Origin of the sequence: Corynebacterium sp. 5QC2CO, assembly GCF_024580435.1 — a bacterium.
GTDB lineage: Bacteria > Actinomycetota > Actinomycetes > Mycobacteriales > Mycobacteriaceae > Corynebacterium > Corynebacterium jeikeium_D.
Genome location: NZ_JANIKI010000016.1, coordinates 1 through 16,013, shown reverse-complemented (window position 1 = coordinate 16,013; position 16,013 = coordinate 1). Strand labels below are relative to the sequence as shown.

Below are 16,013 nucleotides of genomic sequence, written 5' to 3'. Positions count from 1 at the left end.
CATAAAATAGAGGAGTGAATGGGATGTCAACAAGGCGTTGCCTACGTGCGGCTGAAAGTGCTTAGTCACGCAACTGCGAAGTAAAGCCGCGACTCTGCATTAACGGCGGAAAAACCCAGCAGCTGATTTTCAAGGCAGGAAAGTGGCGGGGTTGCTGGTGGGGGTGGGGAAGGAGGCGGTGTCTCTTTCGAGGGGAGAGGGGCATGTCAGTGGTGCCCCCGGCAAAAGCACAACTGGGAAAACAAAAACGCCGCGCTTTGGAAAGGTCCAGTCAATGAGGAGACTGGTTTTCCAAAACGCGGCGTTTTCTACAGCGCTTTCGCGTCAACTACTTCAGCGGGCGAACACTTCCGGTGAAGTGCGGACGCTTCTTCTTGCGATCCCACGCGACGATGTTGACTGCACGGCCGATGTTGGAGCTGCCCTCAGTCAGGTGGTGAGCAGCACCTGCACCGTCACCGGTGTGGGTGAGTGCGACGTTGATGGTGGTCGGCAGAACGACCGGCGCACCGAAGGAGATCTGGAACTCGTACGACTGACCCGGCAGAACCTGTGCCTCAGCCAGCGCGCGGGAGGCGGTGTACATGCCGTGTGCAATCGCTGCCGGCATGCCCAGAGCCTTCGCGGAGACAGAGGTGATGTGAATCGGGTTCCAGTCACCGGAAACCTTGGCCCACTTGCGGCCGGTGTTGCCAGCCAGCTTCCACTGAGCAGTGGGGAAGGGGACCTTGAACTGCTCGCGCTTGATGGTCTCGGCGCCGGACTTGATGGCCTCACGCTGTGCCTGGACCTCTTCGAAGCCCTCGGCATCCTTCAGGCGAACGCCCTTGGCCAGGTACACCGACTGCTCCTCGACCAAGGTGGCACCGGATGTGGACGATGTAACAGTCGACTCCAGAACAACCTCAGTGCCCGAGCGGTGAGCGCGGAATGCGGCAACCTTCACCGAGATATCAACCTTGCCACCGAGCGTGACAGGCGAGATTTCGCGGTAAGTGTTCTCGGTGTGGACCAGACCCATCATCGGCAGCGGGAAATCATCCGCAGCCATTAGCTCCATCTGAATGGGCATGATTAGGGCGTGGATGTGGCCGAAGAAAGCCTGCTCAGACTTCGGGGCGCCAACGACATCGCGGAAGTCCTGGTCACGGTCGGCATCGACAGCGACGCCCTTGACCACTAGTTCATCGACCTTGATTTCGGTGGAGTTCGGGCGCTTCTTCGCCGAACCAGCAGCTGCCTTGGCGTAGAGCGGAACCAGATTGGGAATGGCATCCAGGGTCTTAGCCATAAGTTATCCTCTTTCCTCCTTATCGGGAGCCTATGCGGAAGCCGCGACTTCGCTTAGGCACCGACGATGTTCTGACCACAGACGCGCAGGACGTGGCCATTGACGCCGAGAGCGCGGTCGGAGACCAGGAAGGCGATTGCCTGGGCGACATCGCCCGGCTGGCCACCCTGCTGCAGCGAGTTCACGCGTCGAGCAACCTGGCGATTGACGAACGGAATGGCAGCGGTCATGTCGGTCTCGATGAAGCCCGGAGCAACAGCGTTGATGTTGCCGCCGCGCTTAGCGAACTCCTCAGCGTAAGCCTCGACCATTGCGATAACACCGGCCTTGGAGGTGGCGTAGTTGGTCTGACCGCGGTTACCTGCGATACCGGAGGTGGAAGCCATGGTGGCAATACGTGGAGCCTTCTCGAAGGCCTTGTGGTTCAGCAGCTGCTCGTTCATCTTCAGCTGAGACTCGATGTTGACGGCGATGACCGAGCCCCACTTGGCGTCGTCCATGTTGGCGAACATCTTGTCGCGGGTGATGCCTGCATTGTGGATGACGATGTCCAGGCGGCCGTAGCGAGCTACAGCGGCATCGGCAATGGCGTTGCCGGCGTCGTCGGCAGTGATGTCCTGCTGCAGAGCCAGGCCACCGAGCTCGTTGGCAACCTTGGACAGAGCCTCGCCAGCCTGCGGAACGTCGATGACGATGACCTCTGCGCCGTCAGCCTTGAGCTGGCGAGCGATAGCGGCACCGATACCACGGGCGGAACCGGTGACAGCGGCAACCTTGCCAGCCAGCGGCTTATCCCAGTCGGCCGGGATCTCACCAGCGTCGGAGGTGACGCGGAGGAACTGGCCGTCGATGAAGGCCGAGCGGCCGGAGAGGAAGAAGTGCAGGGAGGAAATCACGGACGGTGCGGTGACCGAGACATCCGGAGCAACGAGGATGCCGTTGGCGGTGGAGCCGCCACGAACCTCGTGGCCGAGCGAGCGAATCAGGCCCTCGATACCACCGGCGACAGCGTTCTCAGCGATCTCGGCCGGGGTTGCGTTGTGGTGAGAATCCTTGGCGCGGGAGACGGTGACGATGCGGCCACCCTTGTCCAGCTTGCGCATGTGCTTTGCGGCAGCGAGCACTGGGCCCTGCAGCTCTGCCGGGCGCTTAGCCTCGGTGGCGACGAGGACAATGGCACCAATCTTGTCGTCAGCGGCGGTGCCACGACGAACCTGCAGGCCCCACTCTGCCAGCTGAGCTGCAACTGCGTCTGCATCTGCACCCTCGCCGGTGACGAGCACCTTGTCGTTATTCAGCAGCGGACCGCCCGGCTTGTGGCGGCGCAGGAACGGTGGCTGTGGCAGGCCAGCGGCCTTAGCCAGTCCAGTGAGCGGACCACCGTTGACGAGTTCCTGGTACTTATCGGTCATGGAAAATTCTCCTTGAAAGTAAAAGTGTCTTTATCGGTGGTGCGCTTTTAGACGCGAGCCTCGAGAACTGCGACAACACCCTGGCCGCCCGCAGCACAAACGGAGATCAGGCCGCGAGTGGTCTTGCCGGTCTCGTCTGCCTTCTGGCGAAGCATCTTGGCGAGGGCTGCCACAATGCGGCCGCCGGTAGCGGCGAATGGGTGGCCGGCTGCCAGGGAAGATCCCTTGACGTTGAGCTTCTCGCGCGGGATGGAGCCCAGCGGGCCTTCCAGTCCGAGCTTGGTGCGGCAGAACTCCTCGTCCTCCCATGCCTTCATGGTGGACAGGACGGTGCCGGCGAAGGCCTCGTGAATCTCGAAGAAGTCGAAGTCATCGAAGGTCCAGCCGTTGCGGGCCAGCAGGCGCGGGGTGGCGTAAGCCGGAGCCATCAGCAGGCCCTCGTCGCCGTGGACGAAGTCAACTGCGGCTGCCTCGGAATCGACGACGTCGGCAAGCACCGGCAGGCCGCGCTCAGCGGCCCACTCCGGGGTGGAGACGAGGACGGCGGAGGCGCCGTCGGTAAGCGGAGTGGAGTTACCGGCGGTCATGGTCGGCTCTGCTTCCAGACCGCGGCCGAAGACTGGCTTGAGCTTGGCCAGCTTCTCCGGGGTGGAGTCCGGGCGCATGTTGGTGTCGCGGGAAACGCCCTTGTACGGGGTGACGAGGTCAGTGAAGAAGCCCTCGTCGTAAGCGTTTGCCATGTTCTGGTGGGAAGCGGCGGCGAGCTCGTCCTGCTCGGCGCGGGTAACGCCCCACTTGGCGGTGGTAATGGCCTGGTGCTCACCCATGGACAGGCCAGTGCGTGGCTCGCCGGTCGACGGGGTGTCCGGAGCCAGGTCGGACGGACGAGCCTTCAGGAAGACCTTTGCCATGTCCAGAGTGGACTTCTGGCGGCTGGCCTCCAGCAGGATCTTGCGCAGACGGTCGTTGACAGCAATCGGAGCGTCGGAGGTGGTGTCCACGCCGCCGGCGATAGCGGAGTCAATCTGGCCCAGCTTAATCATGTTGGAGACAGAGTTGAGGGCCTCCATGCCGGTGGCACATGCCATCTGGATGTCGAAAGCCGGGGTGTCCGGCGCCAGTGCGGAGCCGAGGACACACTCACGGGTGAGGTTAAAGTCACGGGAGTGCTTCAGCACAGCGCCGGCGGAGACTGCGCCGAGGCGCTCGCCGCCGATACCGAAGCGGGCGACGAGACCGTCGATTGCGGCGGTCAGCATGTCCTGGTTCGACTCGTTAGCGTATTCCTTATTAGAACGAGCGAACGGAATGCGGTTACCACCGACGACGACTGCGCGGCGCAGAGAGTTATTGTTGGCCTGAGCTGCCATGTGATTGTTCCCTTCAAAATCCTTGAAGTGTGACGTGAATTACTAAATTTAGACAATACTGGTATCGGTGTTTTCTGTCACGTTTTTAGAAATATTTTTGTCCAGTCATCTACCGAGCGGGGGAGGTGAGGGGTAAACACCGTCGTCCACCTGTGAAAAATTCGATGGGCAGCACTCCGGAATCTCAAAAGTTTTCCCGCTTGACGACGGTCGTTGCGTCAATCCCCACTAGTTGGGGTGGCGGCCGGAGGTATCAATAGAGTGCAAAGGCGTATAGGGGTTTAGACTTTATCGCCATGCGACCTGAACTTTCCTCGTATAACCATCTTTCCGCGGGCAAGGTCCGGGAAATCTACGAGATTGACCCTGAGACTCTGCTGCTTGTGGTCAGTGACCGTATTTCTGCCTTCGACCACATTCTGGAGACCCCGATTCCTGACAAGGGTCGAGTGCTCACCGCGATGAGCGTGTTCTTCTTCGATGAGATTGACTTCCCGAACCACATGGCTGGCCCGGCTGACGATGAGCGCATTCCGGAGGAGTGCCTAGGTCGTGCGCTGGTGTGCAAGAAGCTGGACATGCTGCCATTCGAGTGCGTCGCACGTGGCTACCTGACAGGCTCTGGCCTGGTCGAGTACAGGGAAAACGGCACTGTCTGTGGCATTGAGCTGCCAGAGGGCCTCGTCGAGGGCTCCAAGTTGCCAGAACCGATTTTCACCCCGGCCACCAAGGCCGAACTGGGCGAGCACGACGAGAATGTCTCCTTCGACGCCGTTGTGGAGTCCCTGGGGCAGAAGCGCGCCGAAGAGCTGCGCGATGCCACCCTGCGTATCTATACCCAGGCTGCTGAACTGGCTGCTAAGCGCGGCATCATCCTGGCCGACACCAAGTTCGAGTTCGGTCTCGACTCCGACGGCAATCTGGTGCTGGCCGACGAGGTTCTCACCCCGGACTCCTCCCGCTACTGGCCAGCCGACTCCTACCAGGAGGGTTCGGTTAACCCGAGCTTTGACAAGCAGTACGTCCGAAACTGGCTGACCTGCTCCAAGTCCGGCTGGAAGAAGGACGAGGGCACTCCGCCGCCAGCGCTGCCGGGTAGTGTTGTGGAAGCAACTCGCGAGCGGTACGTCGAGGCCTACGAACGACTGTCGGGCCGCCGCTTCTCGGACTGGATTGGAGAACCTGCGTGAGCGAAGTGACCTTGGACTCGGCATCCGTCGGCAAGCCTGCTAAGAAGGATTTGCCCGCACCCCGTGCACAACGGAAGCCGGTGACTCGGTCCTTCCACGGAAGGGACTTCACCGATAACTTCGAGTGGCTCCGCGATAAGGAAAACTCCGAGGTTATCGACTACCTAGAGGCTGAAAATGCCTATACGGAGGCTTTTACCTCCGATCTCGACGGCACCGCGGACGCGATTTTTAAGGAGATCAAGTCGCGCGTGCAGGAGACCGATATGTCGGTCCCAACTCGCCTTAATGGCTGGTGGTACTACTCGCGCACGCAGGAGGGTAAGTCCTACGGGATGAGCTGTCGCGTGCGTGCGGAGGCCGGTGACGGTCTTGCCGCGTGGACTCCGCCGACCATCGCCGACGATGCCCCGGCACCAGGAGAACAGGTCATCCTGGATGCCAACGAGCTGGCCGAAGGCCATGATTTCTTCGCCCTCGGCGCAGCGAGCGTCTCCGCGGACGGCAATCTGCTGGCCTATTCCACCGACGTCACAGGCGACGAACGCTACACGCTGCGCGTAAAGGATCTGCGCACGGGCGAACTGCTTGACGACGAAATTGCGGGCATCGCCGCAGGTGCTACCTGGGTCGGCTTGGAGTGGATCTTCTATCAGAAGGTCGACGAAGCCTGGCGGCCGGATTCCGTGTGGCGTCACCGTGTGGGCACCTCCACCGAGGACGATGTCTGTGTCTTCCATGAGCCCGATGAGGCCTACTGGGTTGGAGTCGGCACGGTACGCAGCGAAAAGTACCTGATAATTGAGAGCTCCTCGAAGATTACTTCCGAGGTTTGGTACCTGGACGCCAGTGACCCGACTGGTGAGTTCACCTGCGTGCGCCCGCGTGAGGCCGGTGTTGAATACGACATCGATCACGCCGTCATTAGCGGCCGGGATATGTGGCTGATTACACACAATATGACTGGTTCGAACTTCGGACTGGCCATGGTGCCGGCGGGGTCTTTCGACAGCATTTCGGATCTCACTGAGCTGGTTCCGCACCGCGATGACGTCCGCGTTGAGGGCGTCGACTGCTTCGCTGGGCACATCGCGTTTGGTTACCGTCGCGGCGGTATTGGGCGTGTGGCGCTGGCGGTATTGGATCACGATGAGGATGGTGCTGGCTCGGCTGGTGATGTCTCTGGTACTAGCGACGCTGCTGCTCCAGTGCCAGCGTCCGCTGTGAACTTCGTCGAGCTCGACTTCGACGAAGAGCTCTACTCCGCAGGCACTACCGGCAACGCTGAATGGGACACCCCGGTGTTGCGCTACGCTTACGGCTCCTTCACAACACCGTCGCAGCTCTGGCAGATTGACATTGCCTCTGGCAAGCGGGTGCTGCTCAAGGAACAGAAGATTCGCGGGGAGTTTAATCGCGGTGATTACGTCGCCAAGCGTGAATGGGTGAGTGCAGCCGACGGTGCCCAGATTCCGGTATCGATTATCCACCGCGCGGACCTGGACCTGAGCAAGCCGAATCCGACGCTGCTCTACGGCTACGGTTCCTATGAAGCCTCGATGGATCCTGGCTTTTCCATCGCGCGACTGTCGCTGCTGGATCGTGGGATGATTTTTGTCATTGCACACGTCCGCGGTGGTGGCGAAATGGGCCGCGGCTGGTGGGAGAACGGTCGCGCAACCACGAAGAAGAACACATTCACTGACTTCGTCGCCGTCGCTGACTACCTGCTGGATTCTGGGTGGACCACACGCGAGCAGCTGGTAGCACTCGGCGGTTCGGCGGGCGGCATGCTGATGGGCGTGGTCGCGAACATTGCTGGCGATAGGTTCGCGGGCATTCAGGCCGGGGTCCCGTTTGTCGACTGCCTGACATCCATGCTGATGCCAGAGCTGCCGCTGACCGTGGTGGAGTGGGATGAGTGGGGCGATCCCTACCACGACCCGGAGGTCTACGACTACATGGCCTCCTACGCGCCGTACGAGAACATCTCGGCCGATGCGAAGTACCCGAAGATTCTCGCGATTACTAGTTTGAACGACACCCGCGTGCTCTACGTGGAGCCGGCAAAGTGGATCGCCAAGCTGCGCGAGGTTGTCGGAGGTCAGCCGGGGCAGTTCCTGCTCAAGACCGAGATGTCCGCAGGTCATGGTGGCGTTTCCGGTCGTTACGAACGCTGGCGTCAGACTGCCTTCGAGTACGCCTGGATTGTCCACACTGCTGGTGCGGCTGGTGCGGTGGAGTAACGGCATGGATATGCGCACGCTGCTGTCCGCGCAGGGTTTTGACACCGATTCGCTTTCCGACGATCAGTTGGCCGTCTACCACACCCTTTTTCGGCGGCGGGATGTGCGCCGCGAATTCGCCGGAGAAGTGGTGGACAGGGAGCGATTGATGCGCGTGTTGGCGGCGGCCCACGCCGCCCCATCGGTGGGGCTGTCCCAACCATGGGACTTTCATATCATTCAGAACCCGGACCGCCTGCAGCAGTTTGCCGACCACGTAGCCGGACGCCGCGCTGAATTCGCGGCCAAGCTCGAAGGCGAGCGGCATGAGACCTTCAATCCGATTCAGATTGAAGGAATTGTGGACTCGGGAACGGGCATCGTCGTCACCTATGACCCGACCCGTGGCGGCAAGAACATTCTCGGCCGCGACACCGTCGATGACACCGGCCTCATGTCAGTCGCGCTGGCCATTCAGAATCTGTGGCTGGCTGCCACGGCAGAGGGGCTCGGCGTCGGTTGGGTCAGCTTCTACCACGAGGACTTCCTGGCCGACTTTGTCGGTGTCGAGGCACCCGTGCGCCCGGTGGCCTGGCTGTGCATTGGTCCAGTAACGCACCTGGCCGAGGAGCGTGACTTGGAGAAGTTCGGTTGGCGCAAGGGCCTGGCACTCGATGAGGTTGTGCATTGGGGATAAGCCGTGCCACAGACGCACATTGATGTGCTGCGACGGCGCTTATCTGAACTCTTATTTGAAAGGCCTCTGAGTATTCTCCAAGCCTTGTCCTCTCCGTTACCAAAAATTTACATACGGCTGTTTTTGTTGAATCCATGGCAGGCAGTGGGGTGCAAGAACAGATTCGGGCGACCGACCAGGTCATTCGTCCAGCGGGCAAAGAGCTCGTAACTGTTGACGGTGGTGTGGTCGGTTCGCCGCTTTTGGTGTCGGTGTCGGGTTTGCGCGATGGCACATTGCTCGATGTCGCTCGTATCGTGGCAGCGATGGAACAGCGCGGTATTACACCGTCTCTGCTGGTAGCGCCGCATGCGGGTAAAAACTGGTCGTTGCGGGAAGCTCCGGCGGTGCTGGATTGGCTCCGCCGTCGTAGCGATGACGGCATCGAGATTGTTCTCGCGGGGTTCGATCAGTCAGTTCGAGGCCGGGGCGCGGAATTTGCGTCGTTAAGCGAACATGAAGCGCGTTTGCGCCTGACCGCCGCAACGCGCCAGATGCGTGCGATGGGTTTTGAGACGGACGTGTTTGCACCGCCGAAGTGGACCATGTCGCCAGAGACCATGAACGTGCTGCCGGAGCTGGGCTTCCGTGTGGCGGCGGACCGAAATGGTGTCCGCGACCTGACCACTGGTGCTGTTGATCCGACTCGCGTGCTGGCTATCGGCGAGGGCTTCGGCGGTGCCGGTTGGTGGCGCCGCGCGGTGCGCTCCTCGGTGCAGCGCTCGCTGGAGAAGGGCCGCGCAGTGCGCATCTCCGTTAACGCTTCGAAACTGCGGGAGCACAAGCTGCGCCAGGATGTTGTCGGCATCATTGACCAGGCGGTCGATGGGGGTGCGCAGCCGGTCAACCACTCTTCGGTGCCTCTGGGCCGCGAGCTCTTTGAAGGCATGGAGCAGGTCGGCTAGTCGCCACCTCTGACGGCTATCGTGGGACTGCCCTAGTGTGGGGTTTATGAGCAATCTCTTCGACATCCCAGTGACCACCATCGACGGCAACGAAGCAACGATGAACGACTGGGCAGGCCACGTTCTGCTTATCGTCAACACCGCCTCGGAGTGCGGTTTCACAGATCAGTACGACGATCTGCAAGGACTTTTCGACGAATTCGCACCCCGCGGCTTCTTCGTCCTCAGCTTCCCCTGCAACCAGTTCGGTGGGCAAGAGCCCGGCAGCGCCGAGGAAATCAAGCAGTTCTGCCAGCGCGAATTCGGCGTTACCTTCCCGCTCTTCCAAAAGACGGAGGTCAACGGCGATGGCGCGCACCCACTGTACAAGCTGCTGAAGGAAACCCCGGATGCCGACGGCGAGGCTGGGGATGTGAAGTGGAACTTCGAAAAGTTCGTTGTCTCGCCCGAGGGTGAGGTCATCGGCCGTTTCCGCTCCAAGGTCTCGCCTGACGACGACACTCTGCGCGACCTCATCGAGGAAAACTTGCCTATTTAAACTTGGCTATTTGGTGGCGTCCAGCGGTGCCCGCTCGAAGTAGCCCGTGGCACCGTAGCCCACGATGCCACCTCGGTTGCGCAGGGTCATGCTAGCTAGACCGACCTTGCCAAGCTCATCGCCACCGATGGTGACCCAGTCACCCTGAACCGCGACAACCATGTTGGCGTGCACCCCAAGGCCTGCGGGGTAGCGGTAGAAAATGATGTCACCCACCTGAGGAGAGAAGTCCTTGTCGGTGACGAAAGCATCATGTGCCTTGTAGGCATCCATGAGCTGTTCGACATCCGTAACCAGCCATGGGTTCTCGGTTGTGGCAGCCGAATCCTCGGGCGTATCAAAGACCGGAACACCCGCGGACGCGAGCAGGAATGACAAGAATGGCGCAGTCCAGGAACCGGAGCAGTCGACCGTGTTTCCGAATGCGTCGAGGTTTGGATTCAGCTTCGAGGCCTGGTTCGCAGCCCCAGGTGCAGAACCCGGTCTGGTGGCAGCAGCGGCAGCGACGGCATCTGCATCAGCAGTTGGGTCTGCATCTGAGTTCGGGTGCTCGCCGACCTTGGGGATAACGCTGCGGATGTCGTCATCAGTAGCGCCACACGCCAGGCCGAAGTAAACCTCAGGGGAGGGCTGCTCCTCGTACTGATAGCGCGCAACATCCTTCAGAGCCTGCTGATAGTAGGGGCGGTCTGCCTCGGTGCGGGGGAACGTGCCACCACGCCACGCTAGAACATTGATAGGACCGAAGAGCGTGAACCACCCGGCGAAGAGGAATACCGCCGTCAGTACCAGGATGGACACAGGCGGGATAGCGGCGCGAACACGTTGCAGCTTGCTCGGTGAGGATGCGTTCTCCTGGCCGTCGTCAAGCGATGGTGAGGAAGACTCAGACCGTGCTGCATGAGGCTGCTGTGCGGGCACAGGCGCGGGTGAATCGGTGGTCATATCTTCCCAGGATAGTAGGAGGCGCTGCGCTCGTCCTTGGCGAGTGCGTCTGAGCCGTACGTAATGGCCTAGTCTGCGGCTCCTGCTGTGGAAGGGGGCGTGCAGTTAAACTGTGGTTCATGACTTCACCCGACATGCGTAACGAGGCCGAGCACGACCCTCGTGAGGATCTGCCGAGCTTCCTGCGTGAGCCGGACAAAATAGACAAGCTTCTCTATGCATCGCTGATGCTGGTTGCCGTGTACGGCTTTGCAATTATCCCGTTCCGTGCGGTTTTGCTGCTCAAGTACACGTTCTTGCACACGTGGCTGACAGGATCGAATCTGTCGGTGTTGATTCTCGCGTCGGAAAACGAAGACCGGCCGCTCTTCCTCTTCGCTGTTGTAGTGATTGCGGCGCTGTCGACAATCAAATTCATGCCGTTCTTCTACTGGATGGGCAAGAAGTGGGGCACGGAATTCATCACGATGAGTTTCGGCGGACACCCACCGCGATGGTTTAAGAAGATGGAGAACTTCATCTATGAACGCATCGGGCTGAGTGTGCTGGCATCGTTTGTGCCATTCTCGCCGATTCCGGCCACGATTGTCGTGGCCATCGGTGGTATTGCGAAGGTGCGCGGCTGGGTAGTAGGCGTGTACCTCTTCCTCTGTGCCGCGATGCTCAAGTGCTTCTACCTGTACTTGGGCCTGAAGTTTGGCCCAAGCATCCAGGGCTCCCTGCAGACGATTGACCGGTACGTCACCTACATCACCTTCGCGCTGATTGGCTGGATGTTCCTATCCATCTGGTGGAAAAACAGGAAGCCGGGCGGCCAGGCAGCTTAGTCCTGTTCGCGCTCAATCAGCGGCAGCGGGCTGTACTTGTCACGCAACGCCTTCAGTGATAGATCGTGAGCGTGCAGGCGCTTGTCCTCATCCGTCGTCGGCTGGAAGTGCGGTACCGGCTGCGGGTTGAAATCGTCATCAATTGCGACATACGTCATGGTCGAGTGCAGTGCCTTGCGCAGTCCACCGACGCCCTTGCGGGGCTCACAGCAGTAGACCTGCACCGACAGGTGCATCGAGGTCGTGCCTGTACGCAGGATGCGTGCGCGCACCTCAACTAGGTCGCCAATGTGGATTGGGCTGTAGAAGCGAATACCACCTGCGTAGACAGAAATGGTCTGGCGCCCTGCCCAGTTGGTGGTAACTGCCGTCGCAGCCTCGTCGATCCACTCCATGGCGGTGCCGCCGTGGACGTTTCCGCCCCAGTTGACATCGGTCGGCTTTGCCAGGAAACGTGTGGTCAGTTCGGGTGCGGAAGAGTCCGCGGAGTAGGTCTGCGCGCGCATGCTGGCCTCGATGTCGCGGCGGAGCTCAAAACGGGAAAGAGCGGCCTTCTCAACGCGCTCTTCTTCCTCCGTTTGCGGCACCCACTTCGGCACCGGAGTCGACTTACCGTTTTCATCCATGGCCACGAAGATCACCATGCAGTCAGCTGCGCGGGTGAACTTGCCCTCGCGCGGATCCGCCGAAAGCACCTCATTGACAATGTGCATGGACGTACGGCCAGTGTGTGCAATCTTGGAGCGCACCTCCACAATGTGGCCGCTGGGAATCGGTCGGGTGAAGTGAATGTGACCGAAGTACGCAGTCACGCAGTAGCGTCCCGACCAGCCGGTCGCGCAGGCGTAAGCGGCCTTGTCAATCCACTGCAACACACGGCCACCGTGGACGGAATTGGTTCCGGCCATAATGACATCGGTCGGCGACGCCATAAAACGGAGTACAAGAGATGGTGATGCCGGAGCATGCACCTGTTCAGCTTTTTCAGTTGACTGCGTATCCATATATGAAAGCATAACTCTAGGATGAGGTTATGGTATCCAAAATCTCGCCTTTCGACGTTCGCAGCGCTCTTTCCACCGCCGCACCCTGGGCGGCGCAGCGGCTTCTTGACCGCGGATTGTTGTCCGAGCAGGTGGCAGCCCCCTTCATCGAGGAGGATGGGGCGCAGGGGTCGTCGTTAAGCCGTGCGAGCCTTGCCAAAGCGGTACGTCTGTCCGTGCGGATGCTCGCCCAAGAGGCTCCGGGGCATAGCGTCGAGGTGCGCGTGCCGCCCTTCGTCGCGGTCCAGTGCATTGAGGGGCCCAGGCACACGCGCGGTACGCCGCCCAATGTCGTGGAGATGTCGCCGGAGATTTGGCTGGGACTCGCGTGCGGAATGATCACGTTAGAGCAGGTGCAGGCGCACATCGATATGTCGGGCACGCGCGCGGCGGAAATTGGGAATCATCTGCCGGTGGCGCGCATTTCTTAAAGCCCGTGGGGGGATGCTGAATTGGTGCCCAGGCGGGTGGGGCTATTAGTGTGAATGTCGTGGCCGATACCAACATTTCAGGTGCACCAAAGACCAAACTTTTGCCAATTTCGCCTTACGACGATTTGGGGGAGACATCCCCGCGCGAAGAATGTGGCGTTTTTGGCGTTTGGGCACCTGGCGAAGACGTGTCCAAACTCACCTACTATGGCCTGTTTGCCCTGCAGCATCGCGGCCAGGAAGCCGCCGGTATCGCAGTCGGCGACGGCGACCAAATTCTCGTATTCAAGGACCTGGGCCTTGTTTCCCAGGTCTTTGATGAGCAGACGCTCGACGCTCTGAAGGGGCACGTAGCGGTGGGGCACACGCGCTACACCACCGCTGGCGCTCCTGCGTGGGAGAATGCACAGCCGATGTTCCAGATGGCCTCTGACGGCACGGACATCGCGCTGGGGCACAACGGGAACCTGACCAACCACCTCACGCTGTTCCATGAGGCGGTCGACAAGGGCCTGCTGCGTGAAGAGGGCGAGCTGCCCAGTGACTCCGCAATCATGACCACTTTGCTTGCCGACGAAACCGGCAAGATTGACCACCCCGAAGATTACGGCTGCAGCACCAATGTAGAAGCGGCCGCGATGGCACTGCTGCCACGTTTGAAGGGTGCTTTCTGTCTTACTTTCACCGATGGCGAGACGCTGTACGCCGCGCGTGACCCATATGGTGTGCGCCCGCTGTGCCTGGGGCGCCTGTCCGGTGGCTGGGTAGTCGCATCCGAGACTTGCGCGCTGGATATCGTCGGTGCATCGTTCGTTCGCGAGATCGAGCCAGGCGAGATGGTGGCCATTGATGCTTCCGGTGTGCGTTCGCAGCATTTTGCCGAGACCACCCACGCTGGATGCATTTTTGAGTACGTCTACCTGGCGCGCCCGGACTCCAACATCCGTGGTCGCTCCGTCAACGCGGTGCGTCTTGAGCTGGGCCGCCAGTTGGCCCGCGAGTTCCCGGCTGACGGTGACCTGGTGATGCCGGTGCCGGAATCCGGTACCCCGGCCGCTGTTGGCTACGCCCAGGAATCGGGCATTCCGTTTGGACAGGGGCTGACCAAAAACGGCTACGTGGGGCGTACCTTCATTCAGCCTTCGCAGACGATTCGTCAGCTGGGCATCCGACTGAAGCTGAACCCGCTGAAGGAAGTTATCGCCGGTAAGCGCTTGGTCGTGGTCGATGATTCCATTGTCCGCGGCAACACTCAGCGTGCCCTGATTCGCATGTTGCGTGAGGCGGGTGCGAAGGAAGTGCACGTGCGCATTGCTGCCCCGCCGGTGAAGTGGCCGTGCTTCTACGGCATTGACTTCGCCTCCCCGGGGGAGCTGTTGGCCAACGGTGTCGATGAGAATGACATCGTCGCCGGTATCGCAACCGCGATTGGCGCCGACAGCCTGGGATTTGTCTCCATCGATGGCATGGTCGCGGCTTCCGAGCAGGCAAAGACCGAAGTCTGTTGTGCGTGCTTCGATGGCAAGTACCCGCTGGGTCTGCCGGAGGGCAATCCGAACGCGGCAGCTGTGGAGAGGATGCAGGCGGCCCAGGCTGCCAAAGCCGCAACGAGCAATTAGCCTCGAAACCTCCTTAGAATGAACTACGAGAACTGAACCGAGAACGAAGCGCAAGCGGTGCTGTGGATTGCAGCCGTTGCTTTGTTCCCGGTCCGCCAATACTCCCGGATACGGCCGAAAACGCCGCCCGGGGGAGAAAGTTTAAAGCGAGAGCCTCTAATGACCGAGAACGTTTCTGGTGCTTCCTACGCTGCAGCCGGTGTCGACATCGAAGCCGGCGACCGCGCCGTTGAACTATTCGCCCCGATTGCCAAGAAGGCCACTCGCCCAGAGGTCCGTGGCGGGCTCGGCGGTTTTGCCGGCCTGTTTGCACTGGGCAACTACGAAAAGCCACTGCTGGCCGCATCCTCCGATGGTGTGGGGACCAAGTTGGCCGTGGCGCAGGCCGTCGGCAAGCACGACACCATTGGCCTGGACCTGGTCGCCATGGTCGTCGATGACCTGGTTGTGTGTGGCGCCGAGCCGCTGTTCCTGCAGGACTACATTGCAATTGGCAAGGTCGTGCCGGAGCACGTCGCCGAGATTGTTTCCGGCATCGCCGAAGGATGCGTCCAGGCGGGTTGCGCACTCCTGGGCGGCGAGACTGCAGAGCACCCGGGTGTGATGGAACCGGGTGAGTACGATGTCTCCGCTACCGGCGTCGGTGTCGTGGAAGAGGACAAGCTTCTCGGCCCGGACCGCGTGCGTGAGGGCGATGTCATTATCGCCATGGAGTCCTCTGGACTTCACTCCAATGGCTACTCGCTGGCTCGCTACGTTCTCCTGGAGAAGGCCGGTCTGGAGCTCGACGGTTATGTCGAGGACTTCGGGCGCACCCTCGGTGAGGAGCTGCTGGAGCCAACCAAGATTTATGCGAAGGACTGCCTGGCTCTCATGAACGAGGCCGAGGTCCGCACTTTCTGCCACGTCACCGGTGGTGGATTGGCTGGCAACATGGTTCGCATCATGCCGGAAGGCCTGACCGCCGACATGAGCCGCGCAACTTGGACCCCGGGTCCGATTTTCAAGACCATTGCTGAGCTCGGCAACGTCTCCCGCGAGGAGATGGAGAAGACCTTCAACATGGGTGTTGGCATGGTTGCGATTGTTTCTGCAGAGGACCGCGATCGTGCACTGGCTCTGCTGACTGCCCGCCACATCAATGCTTGGGAGCTGGGTACTGTACGCAAGAGCGAGGCGGGCGAGGACGGGGCTGTTTTGCGCGGCAGCCACCCGCGCTTCTAGGTTCGGCCGGCCGTCGGTTTACTGCGACGGGCGGCCGGGATGCGGGTTGCACAACGAGCATCCTCCAAAAACCATGGGCTGCAAATGTGAAACTGTATGAGTTTATGACACTTTCGAGCCGTTTTTCGGGGGTAGGGTCAGGCGGTCATTGCATCATGGATAACACCAGAGATTACCTCCCGGGGAGTCAACCCGCCGAGTACCACCCGCGGCCGGTTATTCAGCAATGCTTCGGCCTCAGCAACCTCTTGGTCGGT

General features: G+C 60.7%; 14 protein-coding genes. 9 read left to right on the top strand and 5 right to left on the bottom strand.

Features of this window, described 5'->3' with window-relative positions; translation table 11 throughout:
- Positions 1-328: 328 nt before the first annotated feature.
- Genes NQ014_RS10230 through NQ014_RS10220 form a run of 3 tightly spaced genes read right to left on the bottom strand, consistent with a single transcriptional unit; the run spans position 329 to position 4,073 of the window.
- Positions 329-1,291, bottom strand: coding sequence for a MaoC/PaaZ C-terminal domain-containing protein (locus tag NQ014_RS10230; RefSeq protein ID WP_257075198.1), 963 nt, complete (start codon positions 1,289-1,291; stop codon positions 329-331).
- A 53-nt stretch (positions 1,292-1,344) separates the two neighbouring features.
- A complete protein-coding gene (locus tag NQ014_RS10225) occupies positions 1,345-2,703 on the bottom strand; it encodes a 3-oxoacyl-ACP reductase (RefSeq protein WP_257075196.1) in 1,359 nt (452 codons plus the stop codon).
- 47 nt (positions 2,704-2,750) lie between these two features.
- On the bottom strand, positions 2,751-4,073 hold the full coding sequence (locus tag NQ014_RS10220) for an acetyl-CoA C-acetyltransferase (protein ID WP_016421400.1): 1,323 nt from the start codon (positions 4,071-4,073) through the stop codon (positions 2,751-2,753).
- Positions 4,074-4,369: 296 nt separating this feature from the next.
- On the opposite strand from NQ014_RS10220, the gene NQ014_RS10215 reads away from it, so the two are divergent.
- The 5 genes from NQ014_RS10215 (at position 4,370) to NQ014_RS10195 (ending at position 9,667) form a co-directional block, all read left to right on the top strand.
- Positions 4,370-5,263, top strand: a complete 894-nt coding sequence (locus NQ014_RS10215) for a phosphoribosylaminoimidazolesuccinocarboxamide synthase (protein WP_257075195.1) — start codon at positions 4,370-4,372, stop codon at positions 5,261-5,263.
- A 5-nt stretch (positions 5,264-5,268) separates the two neighbouring features.
- A complete protein-coding gene (locus NQ014_RS10210; protein WP_373467726.1) occupies positions 5,269-7,509 on the top strand; it encodes a S9 family peptidase in 2,241 nt (746 codons plus the stop codon).
- 4 nt (positions 7,510-7,513) lie between these two features.
- Positions 7,514-8,185 (top strand): 5,6-dimethylbenzimidazole synthase, encoded by a 672-nt coding sequence (bluB, locus tag NQ014_RS10205; protein WP_257075192.1) that lies wholly within the window; start codon positions 7,514-7,516, stop codon positions 8,183-8,185.
- A 134-nt stretch (positions 8,186-8,319) separates the two neighbouring features.
- Complete coding sequence (locus NQ014_RS10200; RefSeq protein ID WP_257075191.1) at positions 8,320-9,129, top strand: polysaccharide deacetylase family protein; 810 nt, start codon at positions 8,320-8,322, stop codon at positions 9,127-9,129.
- Between the two features lie 46 nt (positions 9,130-9,175).
- A complete protein-coding gene (locus NQ014_RS10195; protein WP_257075190.1) occupies positions 9,176-9,667 on the top strand; it encodes a glutathione peroxidase in 492 nt (163 codons plus the stop codon).
- A 6-nt stretch (positions 9,668-9,673) separates the two neighbouring features.
- Here NQ014_RS10195 and NQ014_RS10190 read toward each other — a convergent pair whose 3' ends face one another.
- The gene (locus tag NQ014_RS10190) at positions 9,674-10,612 is read right to left on the bottom strand and encodes a hypothetical protein (protein WP_257075187.1); all 939 of its coding nucleotides are present in this window, start codon (positions 10,610-10,612) and stop codon (positions 9,674-9,676) included.
- A gap of 119 nt (positions 10,613-10,731) precedes the next feature.
- Here NQ014_RS10190 and NQ014_RS10185 point away from each other — a divergent pair, with 119 nt between their 5' ends.
- Positions 10,732-11,439 (top strand): hypothetical protein, encoded by a 708-nt coding sequence (locus NQ014_RS10185; protein ID WP_016421393.1) that lies wholly within the window; start codon positions 10,732-10,734, stop codon positions 11,437-11,439.
- Here NQ014_RS10185 and NQ014_RS10180 read toward each other — a convergent pair.
- Positions 11,436-12,443: an acyl-CoA thioesterase gene (locus tag NQ014_RS10180; protein WP_257075185.1), complete on the bottom strand. Its 1,008-nt coding sequence runs from the start codon at positions 12,441-12,443 to the stop codon at positions 11,436-11,438. The genes NQ014_RS10185 and NQ014_RS10180 overlap by 4 nt on opposite strands.
- A gap of 29 nt (positions 12,444-12,472) precedes the next feature.
- Between NQ014_RS10180 and NQ014_RS10175 the strand changes: the two genes are divergently transcribed.
- The 3 genes from NQ014_RS10175 (at position 12,473) to purM (ending at position 15,756) form a co-directional block, all read left to right on the top strand.
- Positions 12,473-12,913 carry a sterol carrier family protein gene (locus NQ014_RS10175; protein WP_257075184.1) on the top strand — a complete coding sequence of 147 codons (441 nt, stop codon included), beginning with the start codon at positions 12,473-12,475 and terminating at the stop codon, positions 12,911-12,913.
- Positions 12,914-12,963: 50 nt separating this feature from the next.
- Positions 12,964-14,532 (top strand): amidophosphoribosyltransferase, encoded by a 1,569-nt coding sequence (gene purF / locus NQ014_RS10170; protein WP_373467725.1) that lies wholly within the window; start codon positions 12,964-12,966, stop codon positions 14,530-14,532.
- Positions 14,533-14,691: 159 nt separating this feature from the next.
- Positions 14,692-15,756 carry a phosphoribosylformylglycinamidine cyclo-ligase gene (purM, locus tag NQ014_RS10165; RefSeq protein WP_016421389.1) on the top strand — a complete coding sequence of 355 codons (1,065 nt, stop codon included), beginning with the start codon at positions 14,692-14,694 and terminating at the stop codon, positions 15,754-15,756.
- The last annotated feature ends 257 nt before the right edge of the window (positions 15,757-16,013 follow it).